Origin of the sequence: Maribacter litoralis, assembly GCF_003075045.1 — a bacterium.
Lineage (GTDB): Bacteria > Bacteroidota > Bacteroidia > Flavobacteriales > Flavobacteriaceae > Maribacter > Maribacter litoralis.
Map to the genome: position 1 here is coordinate 14,631 of NZ_QCZD01000006.1, position 20,314 is coordinate 34,944.

Genomic DNA, 20,314 nt, shown 5'->3' on the forward strand with positions numbered 1-20,314 from the left:
TTTTTAATGTCCTTCTTCCTCGTTTTCCCCTTTTTTCATTTCCGCCATTAAGTAGTAGGCGTTATTAAAGGCATACTTAGTATTTGGTTCTTGTTCCATTAGAAAATCAATGGCAATCCAATCGCCATCGTGAGTTCCTTTTATGATTTCCACGGGCATAAACTTCCAATCCTCACCTTCCTTTTTTGCTATAAATACAAAGGACTTTTCGCCATCGGCTGAGATGGCACTTTCAGGAATTGCCGTGGTCATTGTGTTGTCGGTTTGGATGCGCCCTTGAATATACATTCCTGGTATCAGGTTGCCTTCCTTGTTTTCGATTTCGGCGTGTACGTGTATCGCTTTTGGGTTCTGCTCAAAAGTTTTTCCTACGGAATAAATTTCCGCTGTCAGTTCCTTTCCCGGAATGGATTGGACATTGAACCGCACGGTTTGTCCTTCCTTTACTTTGTACACGTCTTTTTCAAACACCATCAAATCGGCGTGAACGTGATGGGTGTCCACGATTTCCATTAGGTCTGTTTGAGGTTCTACAAATTGTCCTGTTTTGACGGCTACTTTTTCTACAAAGCCTTCAATGGGACTTCGTAATGCAACTCTTTGATAAATAGTGCCGTTTCTCACGCCAGACACACTAACGTTCAGTTGTTGTAACTGTGCTTCTAAACCGTTCGCCATACTTCGGGAAGCTTGATATTCAGCTTCTGCTTTTTGGAAATTGGCACCGCTGCCCACACCTGCATCATACAAGGTTTTTTGGCGTTCGTATTCTTTTTTGAGAAACTGACTGTTACTATATGCATTGAGGTAATCCGTCTGTTTCTGTATGATATTGGGATGTGACAGATAGGCCACCGTCTGACCTTTGTTGACCTTATCGCCCTCAATGACTTCAATAGAAACCACATTGGCACCCACAACCGTAGTAATGGTAGCTTCGTTTTGTGGTGGCACTTCCAGTTGACCGTTGGCTTCTACATATCCGCTCATATTGCGCTGGGCAAGCGTATCGACTTCCATTTGTAGGGCATCATACTGTTTTCCAGTAAGTGTTACTATTTCATCTTCTTCAGAGTGATTTTCTTCTTTTTCTGAATGTGCTGCATCATCGTGGTCGCTTTCTGTTTTTGACTCGCCACAGCTGATAACTGCCAATGCAAAAAACATTGCGGTAATCGGTATATATTTTAATTTTTTCATCTTTTTTAGTTTTGAAAGTATTGTAGTTCAAACAAGGCATCTAAATAATTGTCAAGCGCATCGAGCGCATCCATTTCGGTGTTTATGGCATCACGTATAATCTGTGTAAATGCAGCATAATCCACCGCACCTTCCTTGTAGGCAAGTAACGCACCCTTACGCTGTTCTTCTGCAAGTGGCAAAGCTTCATCTTTGTAAAATTGCCAAGATGTTTTCCATTTTTGATAGGCTTGTACTGCCTGCTGAAATTCAGATTGCAATTGACGTTGGGTATAGTCCGCATTTGTCTTTGCGATTTCGCTATTGATTTTAGCGGCTTTGGCTTGACTGCGCTGTGTGCCCGAAAACAACGGGACGGAAATCCCTGCCTGATAGGTATAAAACCCACTATCGCCATTGACCTGTTGCAATCCACCTTGAAGGTTTAATTTAGGAAGTAGCTCGGCACGAGCGGCATTATAGTTTGCTTCGGCTTCATCGATGCGCCTTTGTGAAAGTTCCAACTCTGGATGTCTTTCTAAATTCGCACCCAATCCCAATAGAGCCACCTCATTTTCTTCAAGCAAATCTGGTACAGAATAAAAAATGTCTGTTGCCAGCCAGAGATTTAGCTTTTGCAAGGCAATGGCATAATCGCTTTCGGCCTGTTGCAGTTTGTTACTGATTTGCAACGCTTGGTTTTTCGCCGATGAATATTCCAATCTGGAAATGGCTTCTACTTCAAAGTTGAGTTGGATGGCCGTTTCAAACTGTGAATAAATGGAATCCAGCTCGCGGTACAGTTCAAATTTCTGTCGCTGTTGGTATGCCTGCGACCAAGCCTTTTTCACTTCCTGTTCCACTTGCAGTTCAGACAAGTCGAGAGCGGTTTCGGCCAAAGCAATTCGTTGTTTTTGCAGTCGCTTTTTTGTGCCGATACCTAAAAGGTCAATATTCTGCTGCCCTACACCAACCAAAGTGTAAATACCTTGACCATCCGCAATTTCTTCGCCACCCGTAAAAACTTGGGTGTTTCCTAAATCATAAGCAGCGCCTTTGAGTGCAACCTGTCTCTGAATTTCCAACTGTTTTATTTTCAATAAGGGATAGTTTTCCTTGGAAATATCTACTGCTCTTTCCAATGAAACAATTGGTAAAGAATCTTGAGGTTGGACTTGTTGTGCTTTCCCTTCGACTGCGCTCTGGGCAGGCGCGATAGCGGAAGTAAACAAAAGACAGACCACGGCTGTTGCGGTAACAAATTTTGGATTAAATTTCTTCTTCCGTTCCGAACGTTTCTCGACCCATTGGTAAAAGATGGGAAGGATAAATAGCGTCAAGAGTGTTGAAGTTATCAATCCACCTATAACCACAGTTGCCAAGGGTCGCTGCACTTCAGCACCTGCCGAAGCTGATATTGCCATCGGAAGAAATCCTAAAATATCGGTAAAGGCAGTAAGCATAATAGGACGTATTCTACGCTTCGTGCCTTCAATTATTCGGTCTTTTAAATTGGTCACGCCTTCTTCCTTCAACTCATTCAGGCCGCTAATCATTACCAGTCCGTTCAGGACGGCAACACCAAAGAGGACGATAAAGCCGACCCCTGCGGAAATACTGAAAGGCATATCCCGAAGCCATAGTGCGAATACACCGCCAATGGTCGCCATCGGGATTGCCAAGTAAATCATCAAGGTTTGCGGAAAGGATTTTAATGCGAAATAAATCAAAATGAAAATGAGCAGTAAAGCAATGGGGACCACAGTCTGTAATCGCTCGCTTGCTCTTTCGAGATTTTCAAATGCACCACCATACCGAATAAAATAGCCTGGTGGTAATTCAAGATTTGCGTCCAGTTTATCCTTAATCTCGTTGACCAAGGATTCCACATCACGTCCGCGCACATTTACACCTACGTAGGTTCTTCGGTTGGTATTGTCCCGACTGATTTGCATAGGACCAGGTGTGTATTCAATAGCAGCCAGTTCTTGAAGCGGAATCTGTGAGCCATTGGGTAAATTGATGTACAGATTTCTGATGTCGTTGATGTCAGTACGGTTTTCTTCATCGAGTCTAACGACCAAGTCAAAACGCTTTTCGCCTTCAAAAATGACCCCTGCATATCCGCCCGCAAAAGCGGACTGTACCATTGTATTCAGCTGGTCAACACTCACCCCATACTGAGCCAGCTTGTTACGATTGTATTTAATGGTCATTTGGGGCAGTCCAGAAGTTGCTTCTGCCCTCATATCGCCTATACCTTGAGTACCTGCAATGATTTTTGTAATCTCATCCGCTTTTGCAGCAAGCACATCGATATCCTCACCATAAATTTTGATGGCAACATCTTCTCGAATACCCTCTAACAGTTCATTAAAGCGCATTTCGATAGGTTGGGTAAACTCATAATTGACGCCCGGGATAATACTTACCGCTTCCTTCATTTTATCAATAAGTTCATCCTTATCATCGGCAGACACCCATTCGTCTTGGGGTTTTAGAATAACAAATACATCAGCGAAATCCATTGGCATCGGGTCTGTGGGCACTTCGGCCACACCGATACGGCTTACAATTTTCTCAACTTCCGGAAATTCGGCCTTTATGATGCGCTCTACTTTTGTAGTGGTCTCAATCGTTTCGCTAAGTGAACTTCCAGGCTTAAGAATGGTATGAAATGCAATATCGCCTTCATCCAGTTGGGGAATGAATTCGCCACCCATCCTTGTAAACATAAAAACGGTAAGGGCGAATATGGCGATGGCAATTCCCACAATCCATTTCCCTTTGTTTAAGGTCTTGACCAAAAGTGGTTCATACTTCCGCTGTACCCAATGCACGAAATGGTCGCCCCAAGATTTTTTTTCTTTTTTGGGTGGTTTTAAGAATAAGGCAGACATCATTGGAACGTATGTCAGGCAAAGAAACATAGCACCTATCATTGCAAAAATGAATGTGAGCGCCATTGGTTTAAACATTTTGCCCTCAATACCTTCCAATGCCAGTATGGGCAAGAACACAATTAGAATTATCAATTGCCCGAAAAAGGCAGCGTTCATCATCTTTTTTGATGCATTTGCAGCTATCTCATCACGTTTTTCCTTGTTTAAAGACTTCTTTTTTAGGATGTAGCTTCCCATTAAGAATACGCTGGCTTCCACGATAATCACCGCCCCATCCACGATGATGCCAAAATCGATAGCACCTAAACTCATCAAGTTCGCCCAAACATCAAAAACATTCATAAGAATAAAAGCGAACAATAGCGATAAAGGAATAGTCGAAGCCACTATAAGACCACCACGCCAGTTTCCTAAAAGGAAAACAAGTACAAAAATTACAATGAGCGCACCTTCAAGAAGATTGTTGCGTACCGTGCCAGTTGTTTCACTTATAAGTTTACTTCTATCCAATAAGGGCTGAATAACGACCCCTTCAGGAAGGGATTTCTGTATTTCGGCCATACGGTCTTTCACACGTACAATAACCTCGTTTGAGTTCGCCCCTTTGAGCATCATTACAAGACCACCAACGACTTCCCCTTCGCCGTCCTGCGTCAAAGCCCCATAGCGCACGGCAGAACCAAAACCTACATCGGCAACATCACTTATGGTAATGGGCACACCATTCTCATTTTTGATGACGATTTTTTTAATATCATCAAGGCTTCGCACCAAACCTTCGCCACGTATGAAGTTGGCTTGATGGTTTTTCTCAATGTACGCACCACCTGTATTTTTATTGTTCGCTTCCAATGCTTCGAACACATCGGTAATGGTAAGGCCGATTGCCTTTAATTCGTTAGGGTCAACGGCCACCTCATATTGCTTTATTTTTCCGCCTATGGCGTTTATTTCCACAACACCGGGCACCATTGCCATTTGCCGTTGCACAATCCAATCTTGCATTGTACGCAAATCGGACAATGAATATTTGTCCTGAAAATCAGGTTCTACCTTTAGGGTGTACTGATAAACTTCCCCCAAGCCTGTTGAAATTGGTCCCATACTTGGCTGTCCAAAACCTTCTGGGATTTGTTCACGTACTTCTGTTAGTTTTTCAGAAACAAGTTGACGCGGTAGATAGGTGCCCATATCATCGTCAAAAACGACGGTCACTACGGAAAGCCCGAAGCGGGAAACCGAACGGATTTCCTTGACATTGGGCAGGTTGCTCATTGCAACTTCCACGGGATAGGTTACAAATTGCTCAATATCTTCCGTTCCCAGATTGGGCGATTGCGTGATGACCTGTACCTGATTATTGGTAATATCGGGTACGGCATCAATGGGTACTTGGGTCATACTGTATATGCCAGCACCAATCAATGCCAGCGTGAGCAGACCGATTATAAATTTGTTATTGATTGAAAAATCAATGATTTTGTTAATCATAGATAAGGATGTTAATTCAGTTGAAATTCTTGTTAAGCACATTGAATAAAATGCAATGCACAATGTTGACGAATCCAATAGATGGACACGTCAAAACAGGATATAGTTATCCTATTAAAACTGAATTATACCTGTGGTGGCTGAAAAAGGGAATGTGGAATATCTTTACCAAGGTTATCGAAATGGGCAAAGAATTCGTGTGGAATAGCAGGCTGTAGCGGTTGAAACGCAGCAAGCCCGAAATTTATCGTGTGAACGTGGCAACAATGGCATTGACAGAAAGGCGAGCATAACTCACAGTCTTGGTCGTGGTCGCCATCAATATCTATTACTGTAACAACTTGGGAATCATTTTCACTATCATTCATATCGCTACAAGGCACCACATTGAGTGCTAAGAAATAAAACGATAGTATGATTGTTATAACTTTCACGATGCAAAGATAAAAATTTTTCGGTGCAACTGTGTTGCAAATGATTTTTACAACTAATCAATCACACTTCCGCAAGTCAACATTGCATCGCCATAGTATGGATTTCTTATTTCTTCTTCCATACTTAACCATACCGCACCTTTATTGTTATTTGCCATAGGGCATTTCTGAATGTAATAATTTGTCGAGTTTTCTATGCTCATTGCAATAGGCACGATATTCTCGTTTAGAATGACGAAGTGAGCGCGCTGGTTTTCCAGATTATCATTGTTTGCAATGGCATCCAGCATCTCAATATTTTTGGTTAAATGTTGTTTTTCCATCGTACCTAAATCATCAGTCGATATTGTTTTTAATTTTTCTGAAGTCGTTTTCGCGAAAGCGGAAACCTGACCAGCATCGCTTGCCACAAAGGCATCTTTCATTTTGAGATACGACGGTAATGCTTCACTAAAGTCAGAACTAAACGCATTACTGAAACTCATTTCCATATCACCCATCATAGCCGATTCATCCTGCATCATTTGCTGATTCATCATTGATTTTTTACCCTGTAACTGTGCCGCTGCATCTACTGTAAATGTTCCATTGGTAACAATTTCATCGCCATTATTTAATCCGGCCGATACTTGGTAAGTTTCGCCAGAGCGATTGCCCAAGGTTACTTCGCGCATTTCAAATACAGGCTCGTTAGGATTGGTTTTCACATATACCAATGAGCGCTCGCCCGTCCATAACACAGCACTTGCAGGCACGGTAAGGGTGTTTTCCATAGTTTGTGTTGCGCCTTTGACTTTACCCGTCACAAACATTCCTGGCTTAAACAGGTCATTCTTATTTTGCAGAGTTGCACGTACCGTTATCGTTCGTGTAGCATTATTTAGAATAGGGTCGATGAATGAGATAGTGCCTTCAAATTCCTTATTGGGATAAGCATTGGTCGTGATATTGATTTTTTGCCCAATGTTGAATTGCGCTATTTGATTTTCATAGGCATCAAATTCTGCCCAAACCGAATTGAGGTTGCTCAACTTCACAATAGGCTGTCCTTGATTTACATAATCGCCTTGTGCTGCCATTACTTCTGAAACCGTTCCGGAAACCGTTGCATAAATCGGGAAGTTCTCACGTACCGTTCCACTTTCCTCAATAGCATTGATTTGTGTATCTGAAAGTTTCCAGTTTTTGAGCTTGTTGCGAACGGCTTTGTATAAAGCGGGTTGCGATTCTTTCAGCGATGCTGCGGTAATCAATTCCTGTTGTGCCGCTACAAGGTCTGGTGCATAAATGGTTGCCAATAGTTGACCACGGTTTAATTGCTGTCCTTCATAGTTAATATTGAGTTGCTCTATCCTTCCTTTAAAATAGCTGGATTGTACGGTATTATTTTCTTCGTTTGCAGCTATTTTTCCCGAAAGCGATATCATCCCATCATCAGCACTGGCTTGTGCATTCCCGACGACTGTGGTTTGGATATTTGCCAACGCCATTGCGTTTTCAGTCATTTTTATCTCGTTTGCAGCGAGACCTTCAGCACCAGCTTCAGCAGGAATTAAGTCCATTCCACATATAGGACAATCGCCAGCTTCTGGTTGCATAATCTGTGGATGCATTGAGCACGTCCACATCTGGTCTGCACTCTCGCCAGAGTGGTCGTGTTGATCGGACATATCGGATATATCCTTATTTGCCATAGTATCACTTGACCCGTTTCCAAAAATGAGCCAGCCTGCGCCCAAACCTATTATTACGGCTATTGCTATATATAAAATGTTCTTGTTCATAATTTTATTTTTCGTTCTCTAAACGTTCAATCATTTCTTTCATTTCGGCGATTTCCCTACGTTGCGCTTTAATGATTTCTTCAGCTAATTTTTTGACTTCAGGGTCTTCAATATCTGCCCGTTCACTTGTTAAAATGGCGATGGAATGGTGTGGTATCATTGCTTTCATCCAAAGTACATCGCCCACGGTTGACTTTTGATCACGTACCAGTCCTAATGCTCCCAAAAACAATATAACACTACCTGCGAGAATTGCAATATTCTTTTTCTTGTCTTGATACATATTCAACATAAATAACAACATAATAACAGCCATAGTAGCTATTCCTAAACACACCATATAAAATCGTGTAAGACTGAACCACACGTGGTCAAACTCGTAGGTATTTAAATACATTGTGATGTACATTGCTATAAATGATGACCCTAGCATAAGGAAGAATTTAGTGTATTGGCTCATTCCTTTGTTCTTGTTTTCGTGTTCGTTTGAATTCATAATTTTTGGTTTTATTTGTTACTAATTATTTGATTTTCTTTTTTAGTTTTCTGATTGATGGGGAACTGATATACCACAAAACGAAACCGCTTAAGACAGTTATCAATCCCAAAAGTGAAAATGCCCTTAACAACAACGTATTGAAATTATCCCTTCCCTGATAATCCATTGTATGGGTCATCCATAGAAAATCAAACCAGCGCCAATCCCTGTGTCTCACCGTTTGAAAAGCGCCATTCTCAACCGCCACATAGGCTTTTAAATTTTGTGGTGTCTCATACGAGATTTCATAAGCTGGAAGTGGGCGACCACGATATTCGTGATGAGACCCTACAGAATCGACTAATTGAATTTTTGCTATTTCTAAATCGTTCAACATATACCTATTTGCAACTTGTTGTGCCTCTTCTTTAGAAATTCCATTTTTCATTTGTCCCGTTCTTGCATTGTAAAGCTGTGCTTCATTAATCCAATAGTAAGGTTCATTTGCTATTTCCAGTAGTTCCAAAGATTGTACGGGTTCATTTGTTGCAAGTTGAGATGTGCCGAGCAAATCATTAAAAGAGGTCTGCAAAGGCGCTACTTTCTTAAAATGGTCACCGTGTATCTCGTCGATATCAGTCCAGCTGAAATACATCCCGCTAATCGTCCACATCAGAAACTGAATCCCTAAAAAGATACCCAAATAGCGGTGTGCTTTTCTAATCCATTTCGCTGTTTTTCTGTTGACCATATTATTTTATTTCGAAAGGGAATTCAATAGTGACTTTTTCCCAACTCATTGAGATTGTTCCGGAAGTCTCAGTTGTTTTGTTTACGTTATACTCTAAATGTTCTTTAATTTCTTCGGAAATTTTAGGTGTCACTTTAAATCGTAATACATCATCATTTTCATTATAGTCGTCCTTACCGTGTTGGTTCCAATTCCTGTTGAAAATGACAGTCCATTCTTCTTGATTCGGAATTACAAAAAATCCATATTTCCCGGCTTTCAATTCTTTACCGTCAATTTCTAAATCCTTATTTGTTTCAAGCCAAGTAGCCATATGGGCACCAGCCTGCCAGACTTGGTCGTATGCCATTAAACCACCGAAAATAATTCTATTCCTCACGCCTGGCGACGAATAATCTATGTGAATATGAGCATCACCTATCATCGCCATTGCCGATGTGTGTGGACTTAGGGTTTTTTTGTTCTCAGATTTAGGTTCACTCTGGGTATGATTGTGCTCTGTCTCTATTTTGGTATTATTCTTTTCTTCATTTTTACATCCGCTGACAGCAACTACCAATAGGATTATCAAAATTTTATATTTCATAAGTATTCAATTAGTTAGATTATATTTTTTTACTTTTTAGACGTAATGAGTTGGCAATTACCGATACCGAACTGAAGCTCATCGCCAAAGCCGCAATCATTGGGGATAGTAGTATTCCGAAAAACGGGTACAGTAGTCCTGCTGCAATAGGGATACCCAGCGTGTTATAAATCATTGCAAAAAAGAGGTTTTGTTTGATATTACGCATTACTACATCACTTAGGTTTCTTGCCTTTACGATACCGTGTAAATCACCTTTCACCAAGGTAATGGCTGCACTTTCAATGGCAACGTCCGTTCCTGTTCCCATTGCGATACCTACATCACTTTTAGCGAGTGCAGGTGCATCATTGATACCATCGCCTGCCATTGCAACCACCTTGCCTTGCTCTTGTAATTTCTCGACTTCTTGTAATTTGTTTTCCGGTAGCATACTTGCTTGAAAATCGGCAAGGTTAAGTTCATCTGCGACAGCTTTGGCGGTGTCGTGATTATCACCAGTAAGCATAATGACCGCAATTCCCTTATTCTGCAAATCCTTGATAGCTTTTGCGCTCGTTTCCTTTATTTTGTCACCTATGACCACGTAGCCTACAACTTGACCTTCAACAGCGAGATAGGAAACCGTTTTCCCTTGTTTTTGGTAGGATTGTGCCTCGTTTTCCATAGCTTCGGTAAGTCTGGCATTTGCCTGTTCCATCATTTTGCCGTTACCTAAAGCCACTTCTTTATCGTTTACTTTACCTTCAACACCTTTTCCAGTTACTGCGTTAAATCCATCTGCTTTTAAAAACTCTGCGTTCTGTTCTTTTCCATATTTTACGGTGGCTTCCGCCAGAGGATGTTCACTTTGGCTGTTCAACGAAACGATGTATTGCAGCACTTCGTTTTCGGTAAACCCCTTGTCGAAAGACCCCACTTTCTCGACCGTTGGTTTTCCTTCAGTTATCGTTCCTGTCTTATCAACAATGAGAGTATCGACCTTGTCCATTTTCTCAAGGGCTTCAGCATTCTTGATAAGCACCCCATTTTGTGCGCCTTTACCAACACCGACCATTACGGACATTGGTGTCGCAAGCCCCAAAGCACACGGACAGGCGATAATCAATACGGCAATGGCATTGACCAAGGCATAAACATAGGCTGGCTCTGGGCCCCAAATTGCCCAAACGGCAAATGTAACAACAGCGATTATAACAACTATTGGCACAAAATATCCCGAAACGGTATCTGCCAACTTTTGGATGGGCGCACGGCTTCGACTGGCATCGTTGACCATCTGTATTATCTGTGATAACAAGGTATCGGAACCTACCTTTTCGGCTTTCATTAAAAAAGATTGGTTACCATTGATTGTTCCGCTACTTACTTTATCATCTATTGATTTGTTTACGGGAATGGGTTCACCAGTAATCATCGATTCGTCGATGGAAGTTTCACCTTCGGTAATCACGCCATCCACGGGAATCTTATCGCCCGGCTTCACACGTAGGATATTGCCCAATTCGATTTTATCGATGGCCACTTCTTGTTCTTCGCCATCAACCACCTTTACCGCTTTATTCGGTGCCAATTTTAAAAGTTCCTTGACTGCGGAATTGGTCTTGCTATGCGCACGAGCTTCCAGAACCTGCCCAAGCAATACCAAAGTTAGAATGACCGTTGCCGCTTCAAAATAGACGTGAACCGTACCGGCTTCGGTCTTGAATTGGTCAGGGAAAAAATCGGGTACGAGCATCCCGAACACGCTGAAGAGCCAAGCAACGCCAGCACCGATACCGATAAGCGTAAACATATTTAAGTTCCACGTCTTTATACTGCGGTAGGCGCGTTCAAAGAACATCCAAGTGGCGTAGAATACCACAGGAATAGAAAGCGCAAATTGAATCCAGTTCCAATATTTTAATTCTAAAACATCATATAAGGGGTTGTTGGGCAACATTTCGGACATTGCGATGATAAAAATGGGCAAGGTAAAAGCGACCGCTATCCAGAACTTTTTAAGAAGTTTTTTATAGGTCTTTTCCTCTGCGGATAAATCGGGTTCCATAGGCACTAAATCCATCCCACAGATTGGACAGCTTCCCGGTTCCTCCTTGATAATTTCGGGATGCATCGGGCAGGTATATTGGGTGTCGGAAGTAGCCGTTAGGTTAACTTCTTCAACCAAATCCATTCCGCAAACAGGACAGTCGCCTGGTTTGTCGTAAGTCTTGTCGCCCTCGCAATGCATCGGACAGTAAAATGTTCCCGTTCCTTGACCTTTGGGTTTCTCAACTTTCTTCTTATCGTGGGTATGCTGATGTTCGCCATTTTGATGGATACTGTATTGCCCACCATCGGCTTTAAGCGCCTCTTGAAATTTCTCTATTGGAATATGGGATTCCATTTCTATGGTCGCTTCGGCTTTTTCTAAATTGACAGTTGCATTGGTAACACCTTCAACTTTAGAGAGCGTTTCTTCTACGTGCGTTCTACAACCATTACAGGTCATTCCGTGTATGTGATAGGTGTGTGTCATTTTACTTAATAGTTTCCGTCACTTTACCACATTTTAGCATTCTATCGCCGAAGTAAGGATTACGAATTTCTTCTTCCGTCGATAACCAATAGCCACCTTCATTATTAAAAGCCATTGGACAATATTGCTGGTACACTTCGCCTGAAGAGATTGATGCGTCGACAATCGCTGTCATTTTCTCTGTCACATCAGAAAACAAGCTTCGTTGTTCTTCAATATCACTTGCTTCTGAAATTTTTGAGAGTAACTCATTTAAAGCTGCATCTTCTGAATTTTCCAAAAGCATTTTTGCGCCAGATTTCGCTTCGTCCATATCTGAATTTACCAATGCGGTTTTAAGGTGGATATAATGCTGAAATTGTTTGCCTACATTTTCATCTTCAAATGACAATTCTGCCATCGTAACAGTATCAGAATTTGATTTGTTTTTATCGTTTTTAGTTTCATTTTTACACGAAACGAAGCTTACCAAAGAAAGCATTACTACTGTTATTTTAATTGCATTTTTCATAAGATATTTGTTTAGATTATTGATTTATTAAATAGTTAATAATGGCCGATTGCACATAGTACGTTTGCACCGACTCGATTTGATTCATCTGAAACTTCAACTGCAATTCCTGAATGTCCAATACATCGTTAAAGTCAATAGTGCCTGTTTCATAATTTTTTACCAGAATTTCTTCGGCATCTTGGGCTTGTTTTAGGTTACGAACTTGTGTGTTGTAAGCGATACGGGCTTGGTTGCGTTGTGATTGCGCTTTCGCGAAAGCGGATTCTAACACATTCAATCGCTGTTCCCGTTGGGTCTCAATTTCTTGCTGGCGCAACTCGTTTTGCCTTGAAATAGATTTATAACGGTTGTTGAAAATGGGGATTGAAACCGAAACCATAGGCATCAATACATCTTTCCCATTATCGCTGAAGTTGACATCGCTGCGTTCCGTTACGGGCAGGTAGTCCACACCAAAACCAATCATAGGCAAATTCTCTCGCTGGTTGAGCAGTTCAGATTGTGCCACCGATTCATAGAGTTTGTCATATTTGAGCAGTTCGGGATTGAGTGATAGCGCTTGATTGTCGTAAAAAGGGGCTTCCTGCGGGATTTCCATTTCGGGAACAACGATAACCGTCATCATTGATTCGCGGTTGAGCAAATTGTTAAAAGCCGTTTGTTCTGCTGTAAATTCTTCTTCCAGCACTTCCTTTTGTTGTTGTAATTCATTTTGTCTAATCTGAAGTCGCAATACATCTACAGCACTCGCTTTGCCCACTTCTACAGATGTGAGTGCAAGTCGTTCATAGGTTTCCAGTAATTGTATGTTCTCATCCAGCACAGCTTGCTTGGCTCTTATAGCATAAAGTCGATAATACGATTGTGCGACCGAAAGTGCGAGCTTGCGCTTTGCAATCGTGATGTCCACATATTCGGCATCTGCCATTGCGATGGCATAATTTTCACGAGCGGTAATGGTGCCAAACCACGGCAACATCTGTTTTACGCCTATTCGTGCACGCTGTGCGCCCACTCTGGTTTCTGGCTCGCTCACAAAATAGCCAGCACTTACTTCGGTATTGGGAATCCAGTTGGCTTCGTTTACCTTTTCTTCGGCGATGCTGTATCGCAATTCAAAGGCTTGAATTTCTGGATTGTTGGCTTCGGCTTCCTGAATGTAGGTTTGTAATTGTTGCGCCTGCCCGCCGATTCCGACAAGAAGTAACGCTAAAAACACGAAGACGTTCAGGTGGGCTTTCGCACTTCGTCTTCGCTCAGTATGAACTTCAGCAGAAACAAACAAAAACACCAGTATATATTTTAATTTCTTCATCTGTTTGCTTTTTTAAGTTGGTATTCCTTTTTCCAGCTGTATAAAACTGGTAATAGGAAATAAGACGTAACGTCGATTATCATTCCGCCAAAAATGGGAATTGCCATCGGTATCATTATATCGCTTCCCTTGCCTGTAGATGTGAGTACGGGAAGTAAAGCAAGCACCGTCGTTACGGTAGTCATCAAACACGGACGGATACGTTTACCTGCGGCTTCCAAAGTGGCGAGACGAATGCCCTTTTTATTGTCTGGTTCGTTGCTTTTGAAAGATTGGTCTAAATAGGTGGCCATAACGACACCATCATCCGTTGCAATACCGAACAGGGCAATAAATCCTACCCAAACGGCCACACTTAAATTGATGGTTTTCATATTGAACAAATCCCGTAGATTTTCGCCGAAAAAACTGAAGTTGAAAAACCAATCTTGCCCGTACAGCCATATCATTATAAAGCCACCTGCAAAAGCTACGGCAATGGCAGTAAACACCATAAGCGATGTAGAAACCGACCTGAACTGGAAATACAAAATCAAGAAAATCACGAGCAAACAAAGCGGTACGACAACCGACAGCGTTTTTTCTGCCCGTAACTGATTTTCATACGTTCCCGTAAAGCGATAGCTCACGCCCTGTGGTACGACCAACGAACCGTTATCAATATTTTCTTGTATTAAGGCTTGGGCATTTTCCACCACATCCACTTCGGCAAAGCCGTCGAGCTTGTCAAACAGCACGTAGCCAATTAGAAAAGTGTCTTCGCTCTTAATAACTTGTGGACCTTGTTCGTATCGAATTTCAACCAATTCGCCCAGCGGTACGGGACTTCCTTTTTCAACTGGAACATAGATATTACGCAAGTCATCTGGATTTGCCCGTAATTCTCGTGGATACCGAACCCGAACGACATAGCGTTCACGACCTTCCACGGTTTGTGTGAGTGGCATACCGCCTACAGCCACTTGAAGAATTTCCTGCACGTCCATTATAGACACGCCATATCGAGCCAATTGGTCTCGCTTAATATCTATGAGCAAGTACGGTTTACCCACGATACGGTCTGCAAAAACAGCTTGTTCCTTAACGCCTTCGGCTTGTTTGAGAATGTCTTCCAATTCCAGTCCGAAGTTTTCAATGGACTTTAAATCAGGTCCTTTTACCTTGATGCCCATAGGTGCCCGCATTCCCGTTTGTAGCATTATCAGTCGAGTTTCGATGGGTTGCAACTTGGGTGCCGATGTCACGCCTGGCAATTTGGTCACTCGAACTATCTCGTTCCAAATATCATCTGGACTTTCAATGTCCGGTCGCCAGTTTCGGTAGTACTCGCCATCTTCATCTTCAATCAAATCATTGCGCGTGGCAGTAGTCTTGAGCGATGCTTCGTCATAGTTTGCATCTTCATCTATCTCATTATTCGGGTTGATGATAAATTTGTCGTTCTTCAGTACAAATAATCCATCCTCATTGAATTTGTAGCGTTGTCGCTCGCCAGAACTATTCCGCATATATTCAGATTTATACTGAATGACATTCTCATACATCGATAACGGGGCAGGGTCGAGTGCGCTTTCGGTTCTTCCCGCTTTTCCCACCACGGTTTCGATTTCTGGAATGCTTGCCACCGCCATATCGAGCTGTTGCAATACACGCTTGTTTTCTTCTACACCTGCGTGTGGTAGGGATGTAGGCATCAAAAGAAATGAACCTTCATTCAGCGCTGGCATAAACTCTTTGCCCGTATTGCGCATTATGATAATACCCAACGTGAGCACCGTAGCCGGAACGATTAAGAATAGATATCGATTCTGAAGTGCCCATCGCAAAATACGTTCATAGTATATCCTGAAAATCGAGAACACACCGAGCAGTCCAAAACAGATAATGAAAACAAATATTAGGTTCATCACAATGCTTCGGTCAAAGCCCAATGGTCGCCAGTATTCTGCTAATAAAACGACGATGGCAACAGATGAAATGATAATGTCAAGCAGGTTTTTGCGCTTTTTGGAAAGCGTGCCACGCATCTTCAAGAACGATGTGATGGCAAAGGCGATAAGAATTAGTCCTAACCAATAACCGTAAACGATAGCGAGAATTCCCAATAAAACAAGCAAGCCATTAATGGCATACTGTGTACGTTCTCGCACACTCGTCTTACGGAAAAGAAATGCCGCAATGGGCGGAATGAGAAACAACGCAATGATGAGCGAAGCTGTAAGTGCCATTGTTTTGGTAAAGGCAAGCGGACGAAACAGTTTTCCTTCGGCACCTATCATTGTAAATACGGGTAGGAAACTGATAATGGTCGTCAGGACAGCTGTTAGGATAGCACCAGAAACTTCGGCAGTTGCGTTGTAGATGATTTCGTTTGTGGTGTATTCCTTACCATTTTCATTAAGGCGAAGCTTTTCATCTTCCAAGTGCCGTATCATATTTTCAGCAAGTATCACGCCCACGTCCACCATTGTACCGATGGCAATGGCAATACCGGAAAGTGCGACGATGTTTGCATCTACATTAAAGAGCTTCATCGTGATAAAAACCATCAAAACAGCTACGGGCAATAATCCTGAAATAAGGATGGATGCACGTAGATTGAACACCATAATGATAATAACTAAAATGGTAATCAAGATTTCCAAAGTCAAAGCTTCGTTGAGCGTGCCCAGCGTTTCTTGTATGAGTTCGGTACGGTCGTAAAATGGCACGATGGTTACTTGTGAGGTGCGACCATCTGATAAAATTTTTGTGGGAAGTCCAGAACTAATTTCAGCGATTTGAGCCTTGACATTATTAATAACTTCCAACGGATTTGCGCCATAGCGAGCGACTACAACACCACCTACAACTTCGGCACCTTCCTTATCGAGAATGCCACGTCTGGCAGCAGGTCCCAAATGAACGTTTGCTACGTCTTTAATGCGGATGGAAGTAAAGTTTTCTGAATTTACTACAGCATCTTCGATATCTGCTATGGACTTGACGTAGCCCAATCCGCGCACGAGATATTCCGCTTGATTGATTTCGAGGGTTTGTGCGCCTATGTCTTGATTGCTCTGCTTTACAGCTTTGACCACATCGCCCATACTCACATTGTATTGGCGCATTTTTTCTGGGTCGATATCCACTTGATATTCCTGAACATAGCCACCTATGGAAGCTACTTCAGAAACACCGCTTGCAGATGATAAACCGTACTTTACATAATAATCCTGAATGCTACGCAATTCCTGTAAATCCCAACCGCCTGTTACCTTGCCGTCTTTATCGCGACCTTCCAGCGTGTACCAAAATATCTGCCCGAGTCCTGTGGCATCTGGCCCAAGAGATGGATTGACACCATAGGGCAAAAGGTTTGCAGGAAGTGAGTTCAGTTTTTCGAGTATGCGACTGCGCGACCAGTAGAACTCGATATCTTCTTCAAAAATGATGTAGATGCTGGAAAACCCAAACATAGAAGAACTACGAATGGTTTTTACGCCTGGAATACCCAAAAGGGAAGTGGTAAGCGGATATGTGATTTGGTCTTCAATATCCTGCGGCGAGCGACCTTGCCACTTTGTAAAAACAATTTGTTGGTTCTCGCCAATGTCAGGTATGGCATCTACTGCAACTGGGTCTGTGGGCAGAAAGCCAGTTTCCCAATTAAAAGGCGCATTGACCACGCCCCAACCCACAAATAGGGCAAGTAGTAGAACGGCAACAAGTTTGTTTTCTATGAGAAATTTAATGCTCTTATTTAGCATAGCATTTTGATTATTAGATAATTGGAATTACGTGCTGCAAAAAATGACAAACACGAGTTTTAGCCCACTACAGCGTAGCTGTTGGGCTTCATTCAAAAAATCTAATAATCAAATTAAAAAAGTCTGGTGCAGCACTTGCACATCCCGTTTGACAAAGGGTCGCGGGTAATCTTCAAAAGGAACTTCTTCAGATTTGGTTCCTTCAAATAAATTTATATAAGAGTATGTAAATGCAGCGATGAACGTTTGCTGCTCGAATGAAAGTGTGTCAAAAGATATTTTAAGGTCGTCTTTGCCTTCCTTTACAATTTGCTGGTCAGTACAACAATCTTTTTCGGAAAGCATCAGTTTTTCGCATCCCTTATTTGCCTGTGATTTTTCCATTCCGCAGGTATCAGCTTTTGAGAACAAACTGAAATCGACCAAAGAGTCCCCACAATAATGCATATCCACAGTAAATGACATTGTAGAGAACATCACTACAAAAGCCATTGAGATGGATAATATTTTATGGAAAACTTGTTTCATTGTTGCAAAATTACAAAAATTTAACAGTTTTTATTGGGATTAACAAAAATTTAATTTTGCTGCAAACTAAATTTAATGGACTGATATGAATAAAAATTAGACTTTTAAACTAAAAACTAACCACGCTATCCAATGCATCGTCAGCCTATTTGTGAATGAAAATTTTTTAAATATGAGAGTAGTCTATGTATTTAGTCGACATCTGACTTTCTGGGAAGAACTATCTTTTCTTTAGTACGTAATCCAATGCCTCGCCTTTAATTTCAGCCTTTGATTTACGATTATTTTGAAGTAACCATTCGTTCAGACGGTTGATATCAAAAAATATCAATTTACCATTTGGTTTACTGTGGGGAACAATTCCTGCGGAAGTTAGCTTGTACAAATAACTTCGAGAAATGCCAGTATAATCACAGGCTTCTTCCAAGGTAAGTACCTGTTTTGTACCTAACAATAAACTCTCTATTCTATTGAGTTTTTCTTGAATTTCAATGTTGTCCATCCTAACTTATTTAAAGTCCAAAATTCTATAAAGTGTATCGTTTCTTTTAGTAGAATTCTGAAACTAAAGGTATAAAGAAGGAAAAATAATGTAGACTAAAACTGGTATTAGTTATGCACAAAATGCATAAAATAAGTCACTTATATAGTTTCAGATACAAATGAAATTAAATTTTATTGACTTAATAAATTTGATTATCAAATGATTGATTTTGATATTATATTAGTTTGAGGAAAACAGGATAAATCTTTAGTTATTAACAAATTATACGGTTGTTTCCATAATATCGAGTTCTAAAGTCGGAACTAAATTAGCAGCTTCCTTCATTTTCTTGTCAATTATTTTTGCATAAATTTCGGTCGTCCTTATTTCTTTATGCCCTAATCGTTTTGAAACTGTATAGATGTCAGCGCCATTTTCAAGTAATAATACAGCGTTAGTGTGGCGAGCAGAATGAAAAGTAATGTGCTTAGTGATTCCCGCAAACATACACCATCGCAATAGTTGAAGATTCATATGCGCACTATAACGTAGGTTTGTAAAAACCCTGTCTTTCGGTTCAGAACGTTCGCCCAATAGTTCTCTGGCTTGTTTAGAGATATATAAATATTCCATACCCTCGGTCTTTTTCTGTTTAAAGACGATACGGAAAATTTTATTACCAGAATTGTCAATTCCTTCGTCCCTAACTTCAGACCACGTTAGCTTATGAATATCCGACCATCTTATGCCTGTTAATGCAGAAAATAAAAAAGCCTGTTTAAAGACTTTAATCTTGCAAGGTGTTTTCGCAAGGCTTTTCAATTCGTCTGAAGTCAAATATTCTCTTTTGGATTCGCCCATCGCAAATCCTTTCACTTTTGTAATCAGATTTTCTTTTAGATATCCTTCATCAAATGCAGCTCGCATAGCGGCCTTGAATTTGTTGAAATAGGTATGTTTCGTGTTTTGAGATAAGTTTTTTTCGCTTTTGGTAACCGCAACAGTATCGAGGTATTTTTTAAATCCCTTGATGAAATCAATATCTATATCATTGAATGTAATATGATTGGGACAGTACCTTTCTAAATGCTTTTGAGCAGCATCCCAATTATCATAGTTGCCTTTAGTTTGATAGCGTTCTTCTTTTTTGAGGTCATAAAAATCTATAAAGCTCGTCCGTCCTCTGGAATTATTTTGGATTTTATATTTCCCTTGATAAATTTCTGCCTTACGAATAGCCAGAATTTGTTGAGCCAATTCAAGCTGTTCCTTATTTTTCTTTTTTTCGAAAGCTGAGTTGGGATTAGTAATGAGATAAAGCTCTAAATATTCAAATTCTCGAATATGCTTTATCTTTCCTTCGGAAGTGGTTTTATGTCCTTTATAAAATTCAATATAAAGACTTGTCTTGCCACTTTTCAATTTTTTCTTTCTGAGATGGATTTTCATACGAGGTGTAATTTTTACACCTCGGGTGTAAAAAATAATTTCGAGGTGTAAATTAGATGTAATAAAAGTATGAAAATCGGATAACCAAGAGAAAGTAAAACTTCGAGAGTTATCAACAGTCATTTGATTTACAGGCAATTAAACCCAA

Annotated in this window: 14 protein-coding genes; all 14 read right to left on the bottom strand. The window is 41.1% G+C overall.

The features are described from left to right. Window positions 1-3: 3 nt before the first annotated feature. The 14 genes from DCS95_RS17905 to DCS95_RS17970 all read right to left on the bottom strand — a co-directional run bounded on the left by DCS95_RS17905 (window position 4) and on the right by DCS95_RS17970 (window position 20,166). A complete protein-coding gene (locus tag DCS95_RS17905) occupies window positions 4-1,200 on the bottom strand; it encodes an efflux RND transporter periplasmic adaptor subunit (RefSeq protein WP_116772173.1) in 1,197 nt (398 codons plus the stop codon). A 5-nt stretch (window positions 1,201-1,205) separates the two neighbouring features. Next, a complete protein-coding gene (locus tag DCS95_RS17910) occupies window positions 1,206-5,573 on the bottom strand; it encodes a CusA/CzcA family heavy metal efflux RND transporter (protein ID WP_116772174.1) in 4,368 nt (1,455 codons plus the stop codon). A gap of 125 nt (window positions 5,574-5,698) precedes the next feature. Next, window positions 5,699-6,007 (bottom strand): DUF6660 family protein, encoded by a 309-nt coding sequence (locus tag DCS95_RS20660; RefSeq protein WP_116772175.1) that lies wholly within the window; start codon window positions 6,005-6,007, stop codon window positions 5,699-5,701. Window positions 6,008-6,060: 53 nt separating this feature from the next. Continuing rightward, window positions 6,061-7,791: an efflux RND transporter periplasmic adaptor subunit gene (locus DCS95_RS17920; RefSeq protein WP_116772176.1), complete on the bottom strand. Its 1,731-nt coding sequence runs from the start codon at window positions 7,789-7,791 to the stop codon at window positions 6,061-6,063. A 4-nt stretch (window positions 7,792-7,795) separates the two neighbouring features. Then, a complete protein-coding gene (locus DCS95_RS17925; protein ID WP_208295117.1) occupies window positions 7,796-8,287 on the bottom strand; it encodes a DUF305 domain-containing protein in 492 nt (163 codons plus the stop codon). A 25-nt stretch (window positions 8,288-8,312) separates the two neighbouring features. Continuing rightward, window positions 8,313-9,020 (bottom strand): PepSY domain-containing protein, encoded by a 708-nt coding sequence (locus DCS95_RS17930; protein ID WP_116772177.1) that lies wholly within the window; start codon window positions 9,018-9,020, stop codon window positions 8,313-8,315. A 1-nt stretch (window position 9,021) separates the two neighbouring features. Next, on the bottom strand, window positions 9,022-9,606 hold the full coding sequence (locus DCS95_RS17935; RefSeq protein WP_116772178.1) for a DUF2911 domain-containing protein: 585 nt from the start codon (window positions 9,604-9,606) through the stop codon (window positions 9,022-9,024). A 19-nt stretch (window positions 9,607-9,625) separates the two neighbouring features. Then, window positions 9,626-12,127, bottom strand: coding sequence for a heavy metal translocating P-type ATPase (locus DCS95_RS17940; protein ID WP_116772179.1), 2,502 nt, complete (start codon window positions 12,125-12,127; stop codon window positions 9,626-9,628). 1 nt (window position 12,128) lies between these two features. Continuing rightward, complete coding sequence (locus DCS95_RS17945) at window positions 12,129-12,638, bottom strand: DUF3347 domain-containing protein (protein ID WP_116772180.1); 510 nt, start codon at window positions 12,636-12,638, stop codon at window positions 12,129-12,131. Window positions 12,639-12,654: 16 nt separating this feature from the next. Beyond that, a complete protein-coding gene (locus tag DCS95_RS17950; RefSeq protein ID WP_244178489.1) occupies window positions 12,655-13,956 on the bottom strand; it encodes a TolC family protein in 1,302 nt (433 codons plus the stop codon). Further along, complete coding sequence (locus DCS95_RS17955; RefSeq protein WP_116772181.1) at window positions 13,953-17,705, bottom strand: efflux RND transporter permease subunit; 3,753 nt, start codon at window positions 17,703-17,705, stop codon at window positions 13,953-13,955. The genes DCS95_RS17950 and DCS95_RS17955 overlap by 4 nt, the downstream gene beginning before the upstream one ends. 108 nt (window positions 17,706-17,813) lie before the next feature. Then, window positions 17,814-18,233 carry an HYC_CC_PP family protein gene (locus DCS95_RS17960; protein ID WP_116772182.1) on the bottom strand — a complete coding sequence of 140 codons (420 nt, stop codon included), beginning with the start codon at window positions 18,231-18,233 and terminating at the stop codon, window positions 17,814-17,816. 220 nt (window positions 18,234-18,453) lie between these two features. Continuing rightward, window positions 18,454-18,735, bottom strand: a complete 282-nt coding sequence (locus DCS95_RS17965) for a helix-turn-helix transcriptional regulator (RefSeq protein WP_116772183.1) — start codon at window positions 18,733-18,735, stop codon at window positions 18,454-18,456. Window positions 18,736-18,999: 264 nt separating this feature from the next. Beyond that, window positions 19,000-20,166 carry a tyrosine-type recombinase/integrase gene (locus tag DCS95_RS17970; RefSeq protein WP_116772184.1) on the bottom strand — a complete coding sequence of 389 codons (1,167 nt, stop codon included), beginning with the start codon at window positions 20,164-20,166 and terminating at the stop codon, window positions 19,000-19,002. Between the last annotated feature and the right edge of the window lie 148 nt (window positions 20,167-20,314).

Excerpts from the sequence above, each read along its gene's own strand:
- DCS95_RS17930 (WP_116772177.1), bottom strand. The coding sequence starts at position 9,020 with ATGGTCAACAGAAAAACAGCGAAATGGATTAGAAAAGCACACCGCTAT.
- DCS95_RS17905 (WP_116772173.1), bottom strand. The coding sequence starts at position 1,200 with ATGAAAAAATTAAAATATATACCGATTACCGCAATGTTTTTTGCATTG.
- DCS95_RS17920 (WP_116772176.1), bottom strand. The coding sequence starts at position 7,791 with ATGAACAAGAACATTTTATATATAGCAATAGCCGTAATAATAGGTTTG.
- DCS95_RS17965 (WP_116772183.1), bottom strand. The coding sequence starts at position 18,735 with ATGGACAACATTGAAATTCAAGAAAAACTCAATAGAATAGAGAGTTTA.
- DCS95_RS17935 (WP_116772178.1), bottom strand. The coding sequence starts at position 9,606 with ATGAAATATAAAATTTTGATAATCCTATTGGTAGTTGCTGTCAGCGGA.
- DCS95_RS17960 (WP_116772182.1), bottom strand. The coding sequence starts at position 18,233 with ATGAAACAAGTTTTCCATAAAATATTATCCATCTCAATGGCTTTTGTA.
- DCS95_RS17925 (WP_208295117.1), bottom strand. The coding sequence starts at position 8,287 with ATGAATTCAAACGAACACGAAAACAAGAACAAAGGAATGAGCCAATAC.
- DCS95_RS17955 (WP_116772181.1), bottom strand. The coding sequence starts at position 17,705 with ATGCTAAATAAGAGCATTAAATTTCTCATAGAAAACAAACTTGTTGCC.
- DCS95_RS17970 (WP_116772184.1), bottom strand. The coding sequence starts at position 20,166 with ATGAAAATCCATCTCAGAAAGAAAAAATTGAAAAGTGGCAAGACAAGT.
- DCS95_RS17945 (WP_116772180.1), bottom strand. The coding sequence starts at position 12,638 with ATGAAAAATGCAATTAAAATAACAGTAGTAATGCTTTCTTTGGTAAGC.
- DCS95_RS17910 (WP_116772174.1), bottom strand. The coding sequence starts at position 5,573 with ATGATTAACAAAATCATTGATTTTTCAATCAATAACAAATTTATAATC.
- DCS95_RS17940 (WP_116772179.1), bottom strand. The coding sequence starts at position 12,127 with ATGACACACACCTATCACATACACGGAATGACCTGTAATGGTTGTAGA.
- DCS95_RS17950 (WP_244178489.1), bottom strand. The coding sequence starts at position 13,956 with ATGAAGAAATTAAAATATATACTGGTGTTTTTGTTTGTTTCTGCTGAA.